Origin of the sequence: Pelagibius sp. (genome assembly GCF_028281305.1) — a bacterium.
Lineage (GTDB): Bacteria > Pseudomonadota > Alphaproteobacteria > Kiloniellales > Kiloniellaceae > Pelagibius.
On record NZ_JANQKD010000100.1, the window covers coordinates 1 to 17346 of the forward strand.

The following is a 17346-nucleotide window of genomic DNA, read 5'->3' on the forward strand; positions in this document are numbered from 1 at the left end:
GCCGGCTTCAGCATGTTGGAGGCGTCCATGGCGCCCTCGGCCTTGCCGGCACCGATCAGGGTGTGCAGTTCGTCAATAAAGACGATGATCTCGCCGCCGGCATCGGCGATCTCCTGCAGCACCGCTTTCAGGCGTTCCTCGAACTCGCCGCGGAACTTGGCACCGGCCACCATGGCGCCCAGGTCCAACGACATCAGGCGCTTGTCCTTCAGGGTGTCGGGCACGTCGCCGTTGACGATACGCTGGGCCAGGCCCTCGACGATGGCGGTCTTGCCGACGCCCGGCTCGCCGATCAGGACGGGATTGTTCTTGGTCCGGCGGGACAGCACCTGCACGGTGCGGCGGATCTCCTCGTCGCGGCCGATGACGGGATCGAGTTTGCCTTCGCGGGCTACCTCGGTGAGGTCGCGGGCATACTTGGTCAGCGCCTCGTACTGCTCCTCGGCGGTCGCGGTGTCGGCGCGCCGGCCCTTGCGCATGTCGTTGATCGCCTGATTGAGCGACTTGGGCGCCACCCCGGCGCTGTCCAGCGCCTTGGCGGCATCGCTGCCCGGCAGCATGGCGATGGCCAGCAGCAGACGTTCTGCCGTCACGTAGCTGTCGCCGGCTTCCTCGGAGAGCTTCTCCGCCTGGGCAAAGAGATCGTTGGTCTCCTGCGCCAGATAGAGCTGACCGGCCCCGGCGCCCTCCACCTTCGGCTGCCTGGCCAGCGCGGCGTCGACGGCTTTGGCGGCGGCCTCGGGCTTGCCGCCGGCGGTGCGGATCAGCTTGCGGGCGAGGCCCTCTTCGTCGTCGAGCAGAACCTTCAGCAGGTGCTCGGGCGTCAGGCGTTGGTGGTGTTTGCGGCTGGCGAGAGTCTGCGCGGCCTGGAGGAACCCGCGCGAGCGTTCGGTATAGCGATTGAAATCCATCTATATCCCCTTTCCCGCACCCTCGATTCGGCATGCAGGCATATGGTTCATGGTACTCCGACCGGCGCGCCCGTCACAGCGGCACACACCTGCCAAAGCCGGCCAAGGCGGCCCGGCTTTCCCCTTGGATATGGGGCTGTTGCAAAAAAGACACAAGACCCAAATGGCTCAAAAACGGGCCGCCCGACACCCCAGAGCACCGCACCAGAGAGACCCGGGACACGGCCTGACCACCGGCTGATCGGCAATCCCGACAACCGACGGACAGCGACCGGGCATGTCGCAAATAGACAATCAGTAATACTGTCACGGACGATTGGGCTAGCCACCCTGTCCCTATGATCTCGGGGCTGTCGCCCAGGACAACATCCAAGCCGCTTCGTGTTTTCCGGGCCCGGCAAACCGCCCCGCACTGCAAGAAGGCGGGGGAATACTAGGAACATCGAACCGCGCTATTTGCGGAGTCCTAGAACAACTAATGGGGGACCCACATGAGCAATCCGGAAAGCACAGACTATGAGGTAGGCCAAGACAACATACGTCCCTTCGGCCTCGACATTCACAATCCGGTTTTCGTCGTTTCCGCACTCACCATCATTATCTTCGTCCTGCTCACCCTGGCCTTTCAGGAGGAGGCGACGAAATTCTTCGGCTGGCTGCGGCCCTTTCTGACATCGAATTTCGATTGGTTCTTTCTGCTCTCGGCGAACATCTTCGTGCTGTTCGGCGTTTTGCTTGTGGTGACGCCTTTGGGGTCGGTGCGCCTTGGCGGCGCCGATGCCAAACCCGAGTATTCCTATCTCGGCTGGTTCGCCATGCTCTTCGCCGCCGGCATGGGCATCGGCCTGATGTTCTTCGGTGTGTCCGAACCGATGTCGCATTTCGCCTCTTCCATGGGCGGCACCAGCCTGGAAAACGGCGTACGCACGGACTGGGCACCGCTCGGTGCGGCGGCTGGTGACGTCGAGGCGGCCCGCAACCTGGGCATGGCCGCAACCATCTTCCACTGGGCCCTGCATCCCTGGGCGATCTATGCCGTGGTGGCCCTGGCGCTGGCGTTCTTCGCCTACAACTACAATCTGCCGCTCACCCTGCGCTCGGCCTTCTACCCGATCTTCGGCGAGTCCGTCTGGGGTTGGGTCGGCCACGTCATCGACACCCTCGCCGTCTTTGCCACCCTCTTCGGCCTCGCCACCTCGCTCGGCTTCGGCACCGAACAGGCGCTGGCCGGCCTCAACTATCTCTTCGGCACGCCGACCGGCAACGGCGCGCGGGTGCTGCTGATCTCGGCCATCACGGTCATCGCGCTGGTCTCCGTGCTGCGCGGCCTGGACGGCGGCGTCAAGGTGCTCTCGGAGATCAACATCGCTTTGGCGGCGCTGCTGATGATCTTCGTGATCTTCGTCGGACCGACCGCCGCGATCTTCGAGACCATCATCGGCGGCGGCGTCGCCTATGTGAAAGAGGTCGTGCCGCTGTCCAACCCCTTCGGCCGCGAGGACGCGAACTTCTCCCAGGGCTGGACTGCGTTCTATTGGGCCTGGTGGATCTCCTGGTCGCCCTTCGTCGGCATGTTCATCGCCCGTGTCTCGCGCGGCCGCACAGTGCGCGAGTTCGTGATCTGCGTCGTCTTCGTGCCAACGGTGGTCAGCATCTTGTGGATGGGCGCTTTCGGCGGCACCGCCATCGACCAGGTGATTGCCAACCCGGAGGCCGCGGTGCAATCGGCTTCGCTGGAGTTGAAGCTCTTCGAGATGTTGAAGGACCTGCCGCTGGCCTGGTTGACGTCGTTCCTCGGCATCGTGCTGGTGATCGTGTTCTTCGTGACATCCTCCGATTCCGGCTCGTTGGTGATCGACACCATCACCGCCGGCGGCAAGACGGACGCGCCGGTATCACAGCGCGTGTTCTGGTGCACCTTCGAAGGGCTGGTGGCCGCGGCACTGCTGCTGGTCGGCGGCGCCGGTGCCCTGACCGCCCTACAGGCCATGGCAGTTTCCACCGGCTTCCCCTTTACCATCGTGCTGCTGCTGATGTGCGTCAGCCTGTTCATCGGCCTCAACCGGGCACGCCGGCAGGCGAACCAGGAAGCAGCCCCCACCCAGGCGGAGTAGCCACCGCGCAGCCTGACTTCCAAGCCCCGCCGCTTTGGCGGGGCTTTTCTTTTGCGTGCTTCAGCGCACGACAAAGACGGAGATATCGCTGTGGGACGCCAGGTAGCCGGCCCGTGAGGCGAAGAGATGCTCGGCGAGGCCCGGGACGCGGGATGCCATGACGATGAGGTCGGCCCCGATCGCATGGGCTTCGCGGCCCAAGGTGTCGTCGAGATCGGCGGCCGGGTCCGGGCTGGTGAGGGCATCGGCGGTAAACGCGACGCCGTACCTGGCGCTTGCGGCAGCCGCATAGTCTTCGAGCTTGCGGGCGAACTCCGCCGGGTTGTGGGCCACAGCAGTCGGGGCTGTCGATGTCACGGCAACCATCTGCACCGGTGCGCTATAGACCTTGGACAGATCGGCAGCCGTTGCCACAGCCTTGCCGAGAGCCTCGGTGTGGCCGAGATCCACCGGAACCATGATCTTCTTGTACACCTTGGGGCCTCCTCCCGCATCTCACGACCGCTGTCCGGCAGCGAACCGGCACGCCTTTTCATCAGGCGTTTACGACGGCAGGGTAGGCGCAGCGCTGCCGCCCCAGCCATGAGACAGGTCAAAGGGCCCGGATGCACGCAGCGCCGCAGCCTGCCCGGAAGGGCGTCCGAGGCCGCCTTGGCGCCGAAACAAGAACCCCGCCGGGCCTTTCGGCCGGCGGGGTCGGGCATTGCCCAAAGTAGGATCAGGAGAGATCAATGCTTACCCCGCTGCGGGAAACCCGCGTCTCCGGTACCGGGCTGGATATGAGGGATCCGCACCCTGCCTCCCGGAAGCCGCTGACTCAGCAGCGAAAAGCATGGGCGGACGCTAACCCAGCTCTCATGCAATTGCAACTCATTATCAATTGCACTGCTGCAATTTTTTGTACGCCTTTGTCCATTCTCGCCGGCTGCTTGACTCCGCCCCGGCGAAAGCGCTTAGGTGCAGTGCAGCATCAATGAAAGAAACGCGATGACCGCACGCGTCGAGCAGATCCATCGTTTTCCAGTCAAAGGCCTGAACGCCGAATCCCTGGACTCCGTGACCCTGGCCCCGGCCGCCGGCCTGCCGGAGGACCGCCGCTTTGCCCTGGCCTACGGCCTGACCACCGGTGCCAAGCGCGGCTTCTTCCAGTTGACCAGGGAGGAGAAGCTGGCCCAGCTCAAGGTCACCTACGACGCTGCGGCCCCCCTTCTCACCATTCATCGTCAGGGCCGCCAGGTGGTTTCCGCCAACCCCTGCGACCAGACGGGCCGCATGTTGCTCAACCAGTTCTTCGCCGGCTTCTTTGCCGGTTCACCACGCGGTACGCCGTCGTTTCAGGAGGTCCGGGGTCCGGCGGCCTCGGACGAGTCCTCGGCTGAAGCCCTGCCGGAGGCGGTGTCCATCATCAACCTGGCCAGCGTCCGCGACTTCGAGCGGGTTGCGCGCACGACCGTCGACCCGCGACGGTTCCGCGGCAATCTTCTGATCGATGGCCTGCCAGCCTGGGACGAGTTCTCCTGGCTCGGGCGGGAACTGGTTGTCGGAAACGCACGGCTGAAGGTCACCGAACGCACTGAGCGCTGCGCAGCGACCAACGTCAATCCCGAAACAGCCGAGCGCGACATGAACATCCCGCTCACCCTGCGCAAGGGCTTCGGCCATATGGACCTTGGAGTCTATGCAGAGGTTACGCTGGGTGGCAACGTCAGGCTTGGCGATGGGGTTGCCCTTGCGGGCGCAGCAGCGGCGGATCTTCCGTTCGCCTGAGATTCACCGTTCGCCTGGCCGGGTCGCGCATTCCGTCCCTGCAGACGCGGTGTTCTCCGAGTGTTGAAATGCCTCAACCAAGCGGAGGCATCAGGCGGAGGCGGGATCGCTTTCCACTTCGGCCGGCGCGCCGTCGCCCGCTGAACTGTCTTTAGAGGCGCTGTCCTTTGCGGCGCTGTCCTTCGGCGCAGCGTCTTTCGCAGCGGCACTCTCCTGATCGCTGCTGCGCGCCTTGCGCGGTCGGCCACGCCGCTTGGGAGCCGGCTTCGGGGCCGCCTCTTCCTCATCGGACTTGTCGCCTGCCGGCGCCATCAGCGTCTCTGCATCCTGTCCGTTCCGGGGACCGGCGGAACCGTTTTGGTGCTGGCCGCCATCTTCGGGCGCAGTCTCGGCAGACCGGACCTCAACAGGCCGGGTCTCCGCAGGCTGATCGGTCAGAAGAGCTTCGGCGGTTGTCTCTTCCGCCTCGCCGTTCACATGCGGCGCGGGCACAGCTTCGGCAGCCGTGCGGCTGTCGTTGCGGGCGTCCTGGCGCCTGTCGTTGCGCTGGCCGTCGGGGCGCTGTGGGTCGGTGGTATCGCTGAGAATTCTGAAGTAGTGCTCGGCGTGCTGGTAATACGCCTCGGCGGCAACCCGGTCGCCGGCCGACTGGGCGTCGCGCGCCAGCGTCAGGTATTTTTCGTAGACCTGCCGGGCATTGCCTCTGACCCGTCCATCAGGTCCGTTGCTGTCGAAGGTATGGGGCCTGGATGGCCCGCCCCCATGTTGCTTGCGATTAGTCCGACCGCGAGGCCGACGTCCATTGTTGGAACCTTGTCTCATCGTTCGCTTGCTTCAGAATGGATAACGTGCCGCCCGCGCTCCCGAAATCCAGCACGGAGCAACTCCGCTAGCTGTAAACCACACACAGGTTAATTTGGGGTGGTTGCGCGTCTCCCGAGACGCTCGGAGCCCTTTGGCTCGGCCCCTTCAAAGTAGAGGCCTTTGACCCTTATTCCAACTCTTTTTTTAGCCTGTTTGCCGTGAATCCGAAGCGCTGCCGCGACTTTTGCGCGCCTGCGTGGCAAGAACGCAACGCACGGTCCCGGATAGGTCACAGGCGGTATTCACGGCCGCGAATCCGGCGCTCTGAAGGAGCGCCGAAACCGCCTCTGCCTGGCCGGCGCCGACCTCCAAAGCGAGCAGTCCGCGCGGATCCAGCACGGCTGCGGCAGCCGGAACGAGGGCGCGGTAAGCCTCCAGACCATCGGCCCCGCCATCAAGGGCCAGGCGGGGCTCGTGGCGCGCCACCTCGGGCGCAAGAGCGGCGATGTCCGCACTGGGAATATAGGGAGGGTTGCTGACGATGATGTCCCAGGCGCCGGCTGCTCCGGGCCTGTCCGGCGCAGGCGGCAGACCGCCATGCCAGGACCCCTCCTGGAACCGCGCACGCTGCGCCAGACCGAGATGCCGGGCATTGCGTTCGGAGAGCCCGACCGCCCCCGGCGCCGCATCGATGCCGAGACCTTCGGCTTCGGGCAGTTCGCTCAGCAGCGCCAGCAGCAGGCAGCCGGAGCCGCAGCCGAGATCGAGGACGCGCAGGTCATGGCTTCCATCGCTCCGCCCGGCGCCGGACCCGGCATCGCTCCGGACCCAGGCGAGCACCGCCTCGACCAGCGTCTCGCTGTCGGGCCGCGGATCGAGGGTCTCCGGCCCCAGCAGAAACTCAAGGCTCCAGAACTCGCGCCGGCCCAGAATGCGTGACACCGGTTCGCGCCCTTCGCGCCGGCGGATGGCCGCTTCGCAGAGACGCGCCTCCTCGGCGTCCAGCGGGCGTTCGGGACGCGACAGCAGCAGTTCGGGCCCGCCGCCGAGAAGACTGCAGATCAGCAGCCGCGCGTCCCGGCGCGGGCTCTCCACACCGGCACTGCGCAATCGGGCGGTTGCAGCGTCGACGGCTGCAGCCAAGGTCGCCGGCGGGTTCGGGGTCACTGCAACTCCGCCAGCTTCGCCGTCTGGTCGTCGGCAATCAGGGGGTCGATCAACTCGTCCAGGCCCTCGCCGGTCAACACACGCTCCAGCTTGTAGAGCGTCAGGTTGATGCGATGGTCGGTCACGCGGCCCTGGGGAAAGTTGTAGGTGCGGATGCGCTCGGAGCGGTCGCCGCTGCCGACCTGGCTCTTGCGCTCGGCGGCCCGCTCGTCGGCCTGCTGTTGCCGCTGCACCTCATAGAGCCTGGCGCGCAACACCTTCATCGCCTTGGCGCGGTTCTTGTGCTGCGACTTCTCGTCCTGGCACTGCACCACCACGCCGCTCGGCAGGTGGGTGATGCGCACCGCCGAATCGGTGGTGTTCACGTGCTGGCCGCCCGCTCCCTGGGAACGGTAGGTGTCGACGCGCAGATCCTTGTCTTCGATGTGAACGTCGACGTCCTCCGCCTCCGGCAGCACCGCGACCGTGGCGGCGGAGGTGTGGATGCGCCCGCCCGACTCCGTCACCGGCACGCGCTGCACGCGGTGCGCCCCGGACTCGAACTTCAGGCGCGCGAAGACACCGCTGCCGGTGATCGATGCGCTGGCCTCCTTGTAGCCGCCCAGCTCGTTCTCCGAAGTCTCGATGAGCTCGAAGCGCCAGCCCTGCTGTTCGGCGTAGCGCTGATACATGCGCATCAGGTCGGCCGCAAAGAGCGCGGCCTCGTCGCCGCCGGTTCCGGCCCGCACCTCCAGAATGACGTTGCGGGAATCCGCCTCGTCCTTTGGAATGAGCAGAAGCTTCAGGTCCTGCTCGAGGGAGGGCAGGCGCGCCTTCAGCCCCTCAAACTCGTCCTCGGCAAGCGTGCGCATCTCGCTGTCGGAGTCCGGATCGGCAATCATCTCGGCGAGATCGGCCATCTCGTTCTGCGCCGCGCGCAGCGCCTCGATGCCCTCGACCACCGGCGTGAGGTCGGAGAATTCCTTCAGCATCGCGGTATGCTCGGGCGAGCCCGGGTTGGCATGGGTCGCCACCAGGTTCTGCAGCTCGTCATAACGGCTGAGCACGCGGTTCAGGTTTTCATCGAGGTTCACGTCTCCTCCTCACCCTTGTCCTCCTCACCTTTGTAACCGGCCGATTTCAGATCGAAGAGCCGGCGCAGGCTGCGCTCCAGCGCTTCCCCCGCTGCAGGGTCGCTGCCTGCGGTGTGGCGCAGGGCCTCGGACGGGCCGTGCAGCAGCCTGTTGATCAACAACCGTGTGGCCGCCTCGGCATCGTCCGCGCCCTGGTCAAGCACCTCCCGGCGCACTGTCTCGAAGTGCTGCCGCAGGGCGGTGACGGAGGGGGCGGCGCTGCGCTCGGCCTGGGCCTGGCAAAAGCGGCCCAGTTCCTCCTCCACAACCGCCCAGGCCATGGCCTCGGCGGCGGCGCGGCCGCCGGCCTCGCTCTGGGCAAGCCGTTCGAGGTCGTCGAGGTCGTAGACGAAAGCGCCGTCCAGGTCCGCCACCCCGGGCTCGATGTCCGATGGCACCCCGGCATCGATCAGCAGCATCGGCTGCCGCCGCCGCCGCTTCAAGGCCGCCTCGACCTGCTCGGCATCCAGGGTAAAGCGTCCGGCGCTGGTGTCGCTGATCACGATGTCGGCCTCCGCCAGATGATGGTCCAGCGTTTCTTTCGGCGCGAAGTTGCAGGCGAGGCGCCGCGCCACGGCCTCGGCCCGCAGCGGCGAGCTATGCATGACCAGCAGATGCTCGATCCCGGCGGCAAGGAAATCGCCCGACAGCATCTCGCCCATCTCGCCGAGACCCAGCCACAGCAGCTTGAGGGCATCGAAGCGTCCGTGCAGGTCTTCGGCGACCTGGCGGGCGATCAGAGTCATCGAGCTGGTCTGCTGGCCGATCGGGGTTTCGCTGCGCACCCTCTTGGCGGCAGCAAAAGCCGCCTGCAGGGCGCCGTCCAGCAGCGGGCCGGAAAGCCCTGCCTCCCGGCTGGCGCGGTAGCACTGTTTCATCTGGCCCAGGATCTGCGGTTCCCCGACGACCAGGCTGTCCAGCGAGGCGGCAACGGCGAAGAGGTGGCGCAACGCCTGCGTGCCGGTATGGCAGTAGCTCTGGCCCGCCAGATCGACCGGGGAGACATCGGCCGTCCGGGCGATGCGCTGCAGCAGTTCCGCCGCCGGCGCGCGCTCCGGCCTGGCGATCACGACGAATTCCAGACGCTCGCAGGTGGCGACCGCCAGGGCTTCCTCCCAGTCGGCGCTGCGCAGCGCCTCCAGCAGCGCGCCCTGGTCCGGCTCCTCATCGAAAAAGCGTCCGCGCAGCGCGGCATTGACGCTGCGATGGCTAACGCCGACCAGAGACAGGCGCTGAAGCTTCGCGGCACTCGCCGGGTCTCTCGTGCTGTCGCCGTCCGCCATCGCCGGCCCGCTAAGCGAGGCGGGAGAGGCGCTCGGTCAAAGATGTGAGTTTGACGAGCTCCTGCTCTCCGGAGTCGAGATCGCGCAGGGTTGCGCTTTCGGCCACCAGTTCCTCTTCGCCGAGGAGCAGAGCCGCGCGGGCATTCATCTTGTCGGCGCGCTGGAGACGCTTCTTCAGGTTCCCCGAGTAGCCCAACTCAGCGACGAAACCCGCGTGCCGCAGGTTCTGCGTCACCTTGAGCGCCGTCTCCGCCGCAGCCTCTCCGACCGGAACGACAACGATGGGCCGCGGCGCTGCAGCGGGTTCACCGGTCAGCATGGCCAGCCGTTCGACGCCCGCCGCCCAGCCGACCCCTGGTGTCTGCGGGCCGCCCATGGTCTTGATCAAGCCGTCGTAGCGTCCCCCCGCCATCACCGCGGACTGCGCGCCGAGCCGGTCGGTGGTGAACTCGAAAGCCGTGTGGCAGTAGTAGTCGAGGCCGCGCACAAGACGCGGATTGAGCCGATAGGCGATGCCGAGACTGTCCAGACCCGCCCGCACCGCGGCGAAGAAGTCCTGGCTGTCCTGGTTCAGGTAGCGCTCGAAGAGCGGCGCGTCGGCCACCAACCTGCGGTCCCCCTCGTCCTTGGAGTCGAGGATCCGCAGCGGGTTGCGCGCGAGTCGCTCCCGGCTGTCCTCCGAAAGACTGTCGCGGTGATCCGAAAAATAGGCGACAAGCGCATCCCGGTAGGCGGTCCGACTCTCCGGGTCGCCCAGGGTGTTGAGTTCCAGTACCACGGCATCCTGCAGGCCCAGCGCTTCCAGGATCTGGGCGCCGCAGGCGATTACTTCGACATCGGCCTGCGGCTGCGGAACGCCGATCAGCTCGACGCCGAACTGATGGAACTGGCGCTGGCGTCCCTTCTGCGGCCGTTCGCGGCGAAACATCGGCCCGGCATAGAAGGCCTTTAGCGGCACCTGCTGCGCGAGCCCGCCGGAGATAAAGGCGCGGGCGACGCCGGCGGTGTTCTCCGGCCTCAGGGTGATGCTTTCACTCTCCTGATCGCGGCCACCGGGGGCAAAGGTGTACATCTCCTTGGTGACGATGTCGGAGGTGTCACCCAGGGTGCGCTTGAAGACCTCGGTGAACTCGAAGATCGGCGTGGCCATTTCCTGGAAGCCATAGCGCGCAGCGACGTCCCGCGCAGAGTCGACGACCGCGCGGTGGCGGCGCATGGCATCGGGCAACAGGTCGTGCGTGCCCCTGACGGGCTGAAGGCTGCTCAAGGCGATCTCCCGGAGAGGCTAAGAGGCCGCAGCGGCCGGCGTCGGATCTTCACTGCTGGCGCCGTCTTTGGTCTGCTGCGGCTCAGCCTCTTGACCGGCCTCTTCGGCAGCCTTGGCGGCCTCGATCTCCGCCGCCTTGCGCTCGACCATCTCGACCAAATGGTCGACGATGTTGTCGTCTTTCAGCCGGTGGTCCGGCAGCCCGTTGACGTAGACCTGATGGGTGCCGCGCCCGCCGCCGGTGAAGCCGATATCGGTCATCAGCGCCTCGCCGGGGCCGTTGACGACACAGCCGATCACCGACACCGTCATCGGCGTCGTGATATGGGCCAGGCGCTTCTCCAGCACCTCGACGGTCTTGATGACTTCGAACTGCTGGCGCGCACAAGACGGACAGGAGATGACGTTCACGCCGCGATGGCGCAGGCCGAGCGACTTCAGGATGTCGAAGCCGACTTTGATCTCTTCCACCGGATCGGCCGAGAGCGAGACCCGGATGGTATCGCCGATACCCGCCCAGAGCAGGTTGCCGATGCCGATCGAGGACTTGATGGTTCCGGTCTGCAGGCCGCCGGCCTCCGTGACGCCCAGGTGAAGCGGGTAATCGCAGGCTTCGGCCAGCGCGGTGTAGGCCGCCACGGCCAGGAAGACGTCGGAGGCCTTGCAGGAGATCTTGAACTCGAAGAAGTCCTCGTCCTCCAGGATGCGCGCGTGGTTCAGCGCGCTCTCCACCATGGCCTCCGGGCAGGGCTCGCCGTACTTCTCCAGCAGGTCGCGCTCCAGCGAGCCGGCATTTACGCCGATGCGGATCGAGCAGTTGTTGTCCCGCGCCGCCTTCACCACCTCGCGCACCCGCTCGCGCGAGCCGATGTTGCCGGGGTTGATGCGCAGGCAGGCCGCGCCCGCCTCGGCCGCTTCGATGCCGCGGCGATAGTGGAAATGGATGTCGGCGACGATGGGAACGGTGACCTCGGGAATGATCTTCTTCAGCGCCGCGGTCGAGTCCTCGTCCGGGCAGGAAATCCGAACGATGTCGGCGCCGGCCACCTCCAGCGCACGGACCTGGGCGATGGTCGCCGCGACGTCGCTGGTCAGGGTATTGGTCATCGACTGCACGGTAATCGGCGCATCGCCGCCGACCGGCACGGAGCCGACGTGAATCTGGCGCGACTTCCGCCGATAGATGTCCCGATATGGCCTAACGCTCATGCAGTCCTTCCTGACCTACCCTGCCTGCCCCCTTTGCCCGGCGCCCTTCCACAAGGGGGCCGCAGGCGTTGCGACATCGGGGCACCGGCCTTAGCGGCCGTCATAGGTATAGATGGGTACGCCCTCGGGCGAGAAGATGCGCCGAAATGCCGCAAACTTCAAGGCTGGCGGGGTGCTTTCAAGGGCTGAAAGGGCGGCGGTTTCGAGGCTCCGAGCGGTCCGAAACCGCCCGTTCCGTTCAGCGCCCGGCGCCGGCGACCAGTTGGTCGGGATCCAGGGGAATGTTGCGGCGCACCGCGCCAACCGGCCCCAGCGGCGCCAGGGGGGTGCCGTCGACCAGGATCTCCAGGCCACCGGCGTTGCCGGTCAGCAGAGTCAGGTCTTCCTGATTGGGTACCCGATAGCTGTCGCCCACCCGCAGCACGCGGGTCAGCAGCAGCGTGCCCTCGCGGTCGCGGACCTGCACCCAGGCATCCTGGTTGGCGCGCAGGACGACCCGGGAATCCGCATTGTCACTGCCGTAGACCTGCGGTTCCTGATTGAGCAGGAAGCTGTTGGCCGGGGCGCTCTCCGGCGCCGAAGGGATGGCATAGGCCGTCTGGTCATTGGCCGCCGGGGGCGCGGTCTCCTGCTGCGCCGGCGGAACAACCCCGCTTTGCAGGCTGTCCTGCCCATCTGCGGCCGGCGTTTCGGGCTGTCGCAGGACAATTGTCGGGGCGGGCGTCGGGGCGGCGGCCGGCTCGGTCGCCTGCGGCACCACCGCATCCAGGGGCGCGGTGACCACCGGTACCTCGGCCGTGGCCGTGCCGGACCCGGAAACTGCTTCCGCCGGGACTTGCTCCGCAGCGGGGGCCTCAGCTTCAGCGGATACAGCAGAATCAGAAGGCGTGTCCTGCGCAGCCTCCGCCGCAGGCGGGACAGCGTCGGCAGTACCGGCCTCTTCCGGAGCAGCGCCCGCGCCAGAGGCATCGGGACCTGCCGGCGCGCCTGGCGTCGGCGCCACGGCAGTTTCGGTGCTTTCCGCCAGCGTCGCCGGCTCCTCGGAAGGCACAGCAGCAGCTTCGCCGTCGTCCTGCTGGGCCGGTTGCTGGGCCGGTTGCTGGGCCGGCAATGATGCCGCCGGGGCAGCGGACTCGCCGGCCGGGTCGGACGCGGCCAACTCCTGCAGACGTTCAGGCACCGGCGCGACGAGGTCGGTGAGGGTTTCGTCCTTGTTGGACAGATAGAACCAGACGCCGTAAGCGCCGGCGAACAACAGAGCGGCAACCAGGAAGACGGCCCCGCCCGGCATCTTGCCCTCCGGCGCCGGTGTCGGGAAATGCAGCTTGGTCTGCCCGTTCAGGCCCTGAACCTCGTTCTTGAAGCGTTCGACGATGGTGTCGCCGTCCAGCCCCAAAAACTCGGCATAGGTCCGCACAAAGCCCACGGCATAGGTGGGGCCCGGCAAATTCTCGTAATTGGCGCGCTCGATGGCATCCAGATAGGAATAGCGGATGCACAAAACCTGGGCGATGGAGCGCAAGTCCTGGCCGTACTGCTGCCGTGCCCGGATCAGGGTGTCGGCAACGGTCTCTCCCTCCAGCTTCTGGGCAATGGTGATCTCCGGAGCGGACTCCGGCCCGGTTTCGGAGATCTTGTCGGGATCGACGAGCTTGGGCTCACGTTTCTTGGCTGTCTGGGCCACCGATTCTCACCAGCTTTGCTTTCGGGGCGACGTCTTCGCCCGCTTGCGCGGACACCCGGAAAACGTCCTCTGCCGGATCGCCCGCAGGAACCAGACTGACCGGCACCTCTACCCCGTCAAGTTAACAATTTTCTCTTCGCCGCAGCAACGCGTTAGATGGCGATGTTCCGCTCGATCGCGTAGGACCTTAACGGTTCCCGGATACTGTGATCCGGTAAAGTTAAGAATTGATTGATGGCATCGCTCAGCGCCGCTGAATCAAGGCCGCGCACCATGGTCTTGACCGGCCCGACCGCGCTCGGCGTCATCGACAGACGGCGCACGCCGCAGCCGAGCAGTGCCATGGCTTCCAGCGGATCGCCGGCCATCTCGCCACAGACCGTAAACGGAACCCCCTGGGCCGCGCACTGGGCGGCGATGTCTCGGACCAGACTCAGCATGGCCGGGGACAGCGGGTCATAGCGGCGGGCAAGGCGGGGATTGCTGCGGTCGGCGGCAAAGAGGAACTGCAGCATGTCGTTGCTGCCCAGCGACAGAAAATCGCAGAGCGGCAGAAGCTGCTGCAGCTGCAGAGCGAGCGCCGGGACCTCCAGCATGGTCCCTACGCGCACCGCCTTGGGCAGCGCACCGCCCAGGGCCGTCTCGCGGTCCATCTCCCGCTGCAGCAGCGCCTGCGCGGCGGAGAACTCCGCCACGTCGCTGATCATCGGAAACTTCACGTAGAGATCCCGCCCCGCCGCCGCCCGCAGCAGCGCGCGCAACTGCTGGCGCAGCAGCGCCGGCCGGTCGAGCCCGATGCGGATGGCCCGCCACCCCATTGCCGGATTGTCTTCGTGACTGCCACGCCAGTAGGGCAGCAGCTTGTCGCCGCCGACGTCGAGGGTCCGAAAGACCACCGGCTTGTCGCCGGCATGTTCGAGGATCCGGCGATAGATGTCGGCCTGCGTTTCGACGCCGGGGAAGGAGTCGCGGATCATGAAGGGAACCTCGGTGCGGTAGAGCCCGATCCCCTCGGCGCCGGCATCGTCGAGGTGGGTGAGGTCGATCATCAACCCGGCATTGATCAGCAGCGTGACATTCTGATTGTCCTGGGTGACCGCCGGCAGGTCGCGCACCGCACGATAGGCTTCCTGCTGGCGCTTCTTGCTTGCGATGCTGTCCTGAAAGCCGGCGCGCACCGAAGCGCTGGGCCGCAGGAGGACCTGGCCGGTCTCGCCATCGACGATGATCGGCTCGCCCTCGCCGGCCTGCGTTGCGATCCCCTCGCAGCGCCCGATCATCGGGATCTGCAGCGCACGGGCAACGATGGCCACGTGGGAGGTCGGCGCCCCCTGTTCCAGAACGACACCGCGCAGACGGTTCTGGTCGTAGTCCAGCAGTTCGGCCGGGCCCAGGTCGTTGGCGATCAGCACCATGTCTTCCGGCAGGTCCTCGCGCCGCTTCTCCTCCAGCCCCAGGAGGTGGTGCAGCAGGCGGTTGCCGAGATCGTCCAGGTCGGCCAGGCGGGCCCGCAGATAGGGGTCCTTGATGCTCGCCATGCGGGCCCGCGTCTCGTTCTGCACCTTCTGCACCGAAGCCTCGGCCGTCAGGCCGCCGCGCACCGCATCATGCATACGCCGGCGCCAGCCGCGGTCGTCGGCGAACATGCGATAGGTTTCCAGGACTTCCCGGTGCTCGCCGGCGCGCGCCACCTCCTGGCGCGCCAGCATGGCATCGAGGGCATCGCGCATCTCGCCCATCGCCGTGTCGAGGCGTTCCCGTTCGGCATCGGGATTTTCGGCCACGACCTGAGAGATCACGATGCCGCGGTGGTGCGGCACCGCCACGCCAATGGCCAGGCCGCGGTTCAGAGTGATCCCGCTGAGACGCGCCGGCATCAGGTCGCTTTCGGCCCCACCGGAGCCGGCCGGGCGTTCCAGCAGGCGGTCGCCGGCAAGCAACTCGGCCAGCACCATGGCCACCGTTTCCAGCGCCTCGACCTCCTCCTCGCCGTAATTGCGCTGGGTGCGGTTCTGGACCACCAGGACGCCGAGCACCCGTCCGCTGCGCATGATCGGCACGCCCATCAGCGAGTGGTAGACCTCTTCACCGGTTTCCGGGCGATAGGCGAAGTTCGGATGGCCCTGGGCGTCGGCCAGCGCCACCGGGCGTGCCTGGGCGGCAATCAGCCCGACAAGTCCTTCGTTCACCCTGAGGCGCGTCATGTGCACGGCGGCAGGCTTCAGCCCCTTGCTGGCGAAGAGCTCCAGCATCTCGCCGCTGCGCATGGCGTAGATCGAACAGACTTCGGCCACGATGTGCTGGGCGATCAGGTCGACGACCTTGTCGAGCCGCTCCTGGCTGCTGCCGCCGGCCTTCATCAGGTCGCGCAGCAGACGCAGCAGACGGCGCGAACCGGCCCAACCGTGATCGATGTCCGAAGGCGCGGTCATTCCGGCTCAGTCCGTCGTTGCGGTAGAAGCTCGGCGCCCCTCTGCGCCGGATGCGGGCTTGGTTCGCAGCGAACCAGCCATTCCCTAGGCCGCGTCCAGTCCGTAGGCGCTGTGCAGGCCGCGCAGGGCAAGTTCGGTGTATTCCTCGGCGATCAGCACGGAGACCTTGATCTCGGAGGTGGAGATCACCTGGATGTTGATGCCGCGGTCGGCAAGGGCGCGGAACATCTGCTGGGCGACGCCGGCGTGGCTGCGCATGCCGACCCCGATGACCGAGACCTTGACCACATTGGGATCGGACAGCAACTGGTCGAAGCCGAGCTCTTCCTGGCTGCGGCGCAGCACCTCTTCCGCCCGTTCCAGGTCGGCCTTGGTCACCGTAAAGGTCAGATCGGTGCGATCGGCCTCGGCCGAGATGTTTTGCACGATCATATCGACGTTGATGGCCGCATCGGCCAGCGGGCCGAAGATCTTGGCGGCAACGCCGGGCTGGTCCAGAACCCTCAGCAAGGTGATCTTGGCTTCATCACGGCTGTAGGCGATCCCGCTGACAACGGCTTGTTCCACGATCTCTTCCTCATCGACGACCAGGGTTCCGGGGGCGTCTTCGAAGCTGGAGCGCACCTGGATACGGACATGGTGCTTCATCGCCATCTCCACCGAGCGCGTCTGCAGCACCTTGGCCCCCTGGGAGGCCATCTCCAGCATTTCTTCGTAGGTGATTTTATCGAGCTTGCGGGCCTTCGCAACGATGCGTGGATCGGTTGTGTAGACACCGTCCACGTCAGTGTAGATGTCGCAGCGGTCCGCGCCGAGTGCAGCCGCCAGGGCGACGGCCGAAGTGTCGGAACCACCGCGACCCAGGGTGGCAATCCGGCCCTGGCTGTCGACGCCTTGGAAACCGGCCACGACTGCGACCTGGCCGTCGTCGAAGCGGCGCTCCATCTCGTCGACCGCGATTTCCTGGATTCGTGCGCTGCCATGGGCATCATCGCAACGAATCGGGATCTGCCACCCCATCCAGGACCGCGCGGAAACACCCAGATCCTGCAGGACAATGGCCAGCAGGCCGGCGGTTACCTGTTCGCCTGACGACACCACAACATCGTATTCACGCAAATCGGCCAGCACGGCGGCATCGCGGACCAGATCAACCATACCGTTGGTGACCCCGGCCATGGCCGAGACCACCACGGCCACCTGGTTGCCCTGGTCGGCCTCCGCTTTGACCCGCCGCGCGGCATTGCGGATGCGGTCCAGGTCGGCAACGGACGTGCCCCCGAATTTCATCACGATACGGGCCATCGACGGTCCTGACTCTCACCTGGGTTCGGCCGCGCACCCGGCGGGCAACTGGTTCAAGATGGCTGCGCAACCGGCTCTGCCGTCCTGCGCGGGACGGTTGCCCCGAAGACGGCGGCTATCCATACTCTCAGCGTCTCCTTGACGCAAGGGCGCGGGGGGATAGATGACCTCATGCGGGCTCTCGAAGTGCGCAGTCGCGCTGCCGCGCAGACTTGGCGCCCATAACCCCGCAACCGCCTGAAGATGCGCCCTGACAGCATCCTGAAAGGACCGGCCCCCCTTGAGCCAAAG

The 17346-nt window shown here is 66.4% G+C and carries 13 protein-coding genes; 2 read left to right on the forward strand and 11 right to left on the reverse strand.

Annotation, left to right across the window (positions count from 1 at the left end):
• Positions 1-911, reverse strand: a 911-nt coding sequence (locus Q0982_RS19435) for a Clp protease N-terminal domain-containing protein (protein ID WP_299398479.1), incomplete at its 3' end; no start/stop codon positions are given.
• Positions 912-1402: 491 nt separating this feature from the next.
• Between Q0982_RS19435 and Q0982_RS19440 the strand changes: the two genes are divergently transcribed.
• Positions 1403-3025: a BCCT family transporter gene (locus tag Q0982_RS19440; RefSeq protein ID WP_299398481.1), complete on the forward strand. Its 1623-nt coding sequence runs from the start codon at positions 1403-1405 to the stop codon at positions 3023-3025.
• 60 nt (positions 3026-3085) lie between these two features.
• On the opposite strand, the gene Q0982_RS19445 is transcribed toward Q0982_RS19440, so the two are convergent.
• Positions 3086-3499, reverse strand: a complete 414-nt coding sequence (locus tag Q0982_RS19445; protein ID WP_299398484.1) for a universal stress protein — start codon at positions 3497-3499, stop codon at positions 3086-3088.
• Positions 3500-4012: 513 nt separating this feature from the next.
• Here Q0982_RS19445 and Q0982_RS19450 point away from each other — a divergent pair.
• On the forward strand, positions 4013-4792 hold the full coding sequence (locus tag Q0982_RS19450) for an MOSC domain-containing protein (RefSeq protein WP_299398491.1): 780 nt from the start codon (positions 4013-4015) through the stop codon (positions 4790-4792).
• A gap of 90 nt (positions 4793-4882) precedes the next feature.
• Here Q0982_RS19450 and Q0982_RS19455 read toward each other — a convergent pair whose 3' ends face one another.
• The 9 genes from Q0982_RS19455 to Q0982_RS19495 form a co-directional block, all read right to left on the reverse strand.
• Positions 4883-5614 carry a DUF4167 domain-containing protein gene (locus Q0982_RS19455; protein ID WP_299398493.1) on the reverse strand — a complete coding sequence of 244 codons (732 nt, stop codon included), beginning with the start codon at positions 5612-5614 and terminating at the stop codon, positions 4883-4885.
• A 186-nt stretch (positions 5615-5800) separates the two neighbouring features.
• Positions 5801-6763, reverse strand: a complete 963-nt coding sequence (prmC, locus tag Q0982_RS19460; protein WP_299398496.1) for a peptide chain release factor N(5)-glutamine methyltransferase — start codon at positions 6761-6763, stop codon at positions 5801-5803.
• Positions 6760-7836: a peptide chain release factor 1 gene (gene prfA, locus Q0982_RS19465; protein WP_299398502.1), complete on the reverse strand. Its 1077-nt coding sequence runs from the start codon at positions 7834-7836 to the stop codon at positions 6760-6762. The genes prmC and prfA overlap by 4 nt, the downstream gene beginning before the upstream one ends.
• Positions 7833-9158, reverse strand: coding sequence for a glutamyl-tRNA reductase (gene hemA / locus Q0982_RS19470; protein ID WP_299398512.1), 1326 nt, complete (start codon positions 9156-9158; stop codon positions 7833-7835). Before hemA ends, prfA begins: the two co-directional genes overlap by 4 nt.
• A gap of 10 nt (positions 9159-9168) precedes the next feature.
• Positions 9169-10425 carry a histidine--tRNA ligase gene (hisS, locus tag Q0982_RS19475; protein WP_299398515.1) on the reverse strand — a complete coding sequence of 419 codons (1257 nt, stop codon included), beginning with the start codon at positions 10423-10425 and terminating at the stop codon, positions 9169-9171.
• Positions 10426-10443: 18 nt separating this feature from the next.
• Positions 10444-11634: a flavodoxin-dependent (E)-4-hydroxy-3-methylbut-2-enyl-diphosphate synthase gene (gene ispG, locus Q0982_RS19480; RefSeq protein WP_299398520.1), complete on the reverse strand. Its 1191-nt coding sequence runs from the start codon at positions 11632-11634 to the stop codon at positions 10444-10446.
• A gap of 238 nt (positions 11635-11872) precedes the next feature.
• A complete protein-coding gene (locus Q0982_RS19485; RefSeq protein WP_299398525.1) occupies positions 11873-13318 on the reverse strand; it encodes a RodZ domain-containing protein in 1446 nt (481 codons plus the stop codon).
• 152 nt (positions 13319-13470) lie between these two features.
• The gene (gene ptsP, locus Q0982_RS19490) at positions 13471-15750 is read right to left on the reverse strand and encodes a phosphoenolpyruvate--protein phosphotransferase (protein ID WP_299398527.1); all 2280 of its coding nucleotides are present in this window, start codon (positions 15748-15750) and stop codon (positions 13471-13473) included.
• Between the two features lie 84 nt (positions 15751-15834).
• Complete coding sequence (locus Q0982_RS19495; RefSeq protein ID WP_299398532.1) at positions 15835-17055, reverse strand: aspartate kinase; 1221 nt, start codon at positions 17053-17055, stop codon at positions 15835-15837.
• Positions 17056-17346 lie beyond the last annotated feature (291 nt).

What these genes read in the sequence shown, in the direction of transcription:
- Q0982_RS19440 (WP_299398481.1), top strand. Translation starts at nt 1,403, where the DNA reads ATGAGCAATCCGGAAAGCACAGACTATGAGGTAGGCCAAGACAACATA.
- Q0982_RS19450 (WP_299398491.1), top strand. Translation starts at nt 4,013, where the DNA reads ATGACCGCACGCGTCGAGCAGATCCATCGTTTTCCAGTCAAAGGCCTG.
- Q0982_RS19455 (WP_299398493.1), bottom strand. Translation starts at nt 5,614, where the DNA reads ATGAGACAAGGTTCCAACAATGGACGTCGGCCTCGCGGTCGGACTAAT.
- hemA (WP_299398512.1), bottom strand. Translation starts at nt 9,158, where the DNA reads ATGGCGGACGGCGACAGCACGAGAGACCCGGCGAGTGCCGCGAAGCTT.
- ispG (WP_299398520.1), bottom strand. Translation starts at nt 11,634, where the DNA reads ATGAGCGTTAGGCCATATCGGGACATCTATCGGCGGAAGTCGCGCCAG.
- ptsP (WP_299398527.1), bottom strand. Translation starts at nt 15,750, where the DNA reads ATGACCGCGCCTTCGGACATCGATCACGGTTGGGCCGGTTCGCGCCGT.
- Q0982_RS19495 (WP_299398532.1), bottom strand. Translation starts at nt 17,055, where the DNA reads ATGGCCCGTATCGTGATGAAATTCGGGGGCACGTCCGTTGCCGACCTG.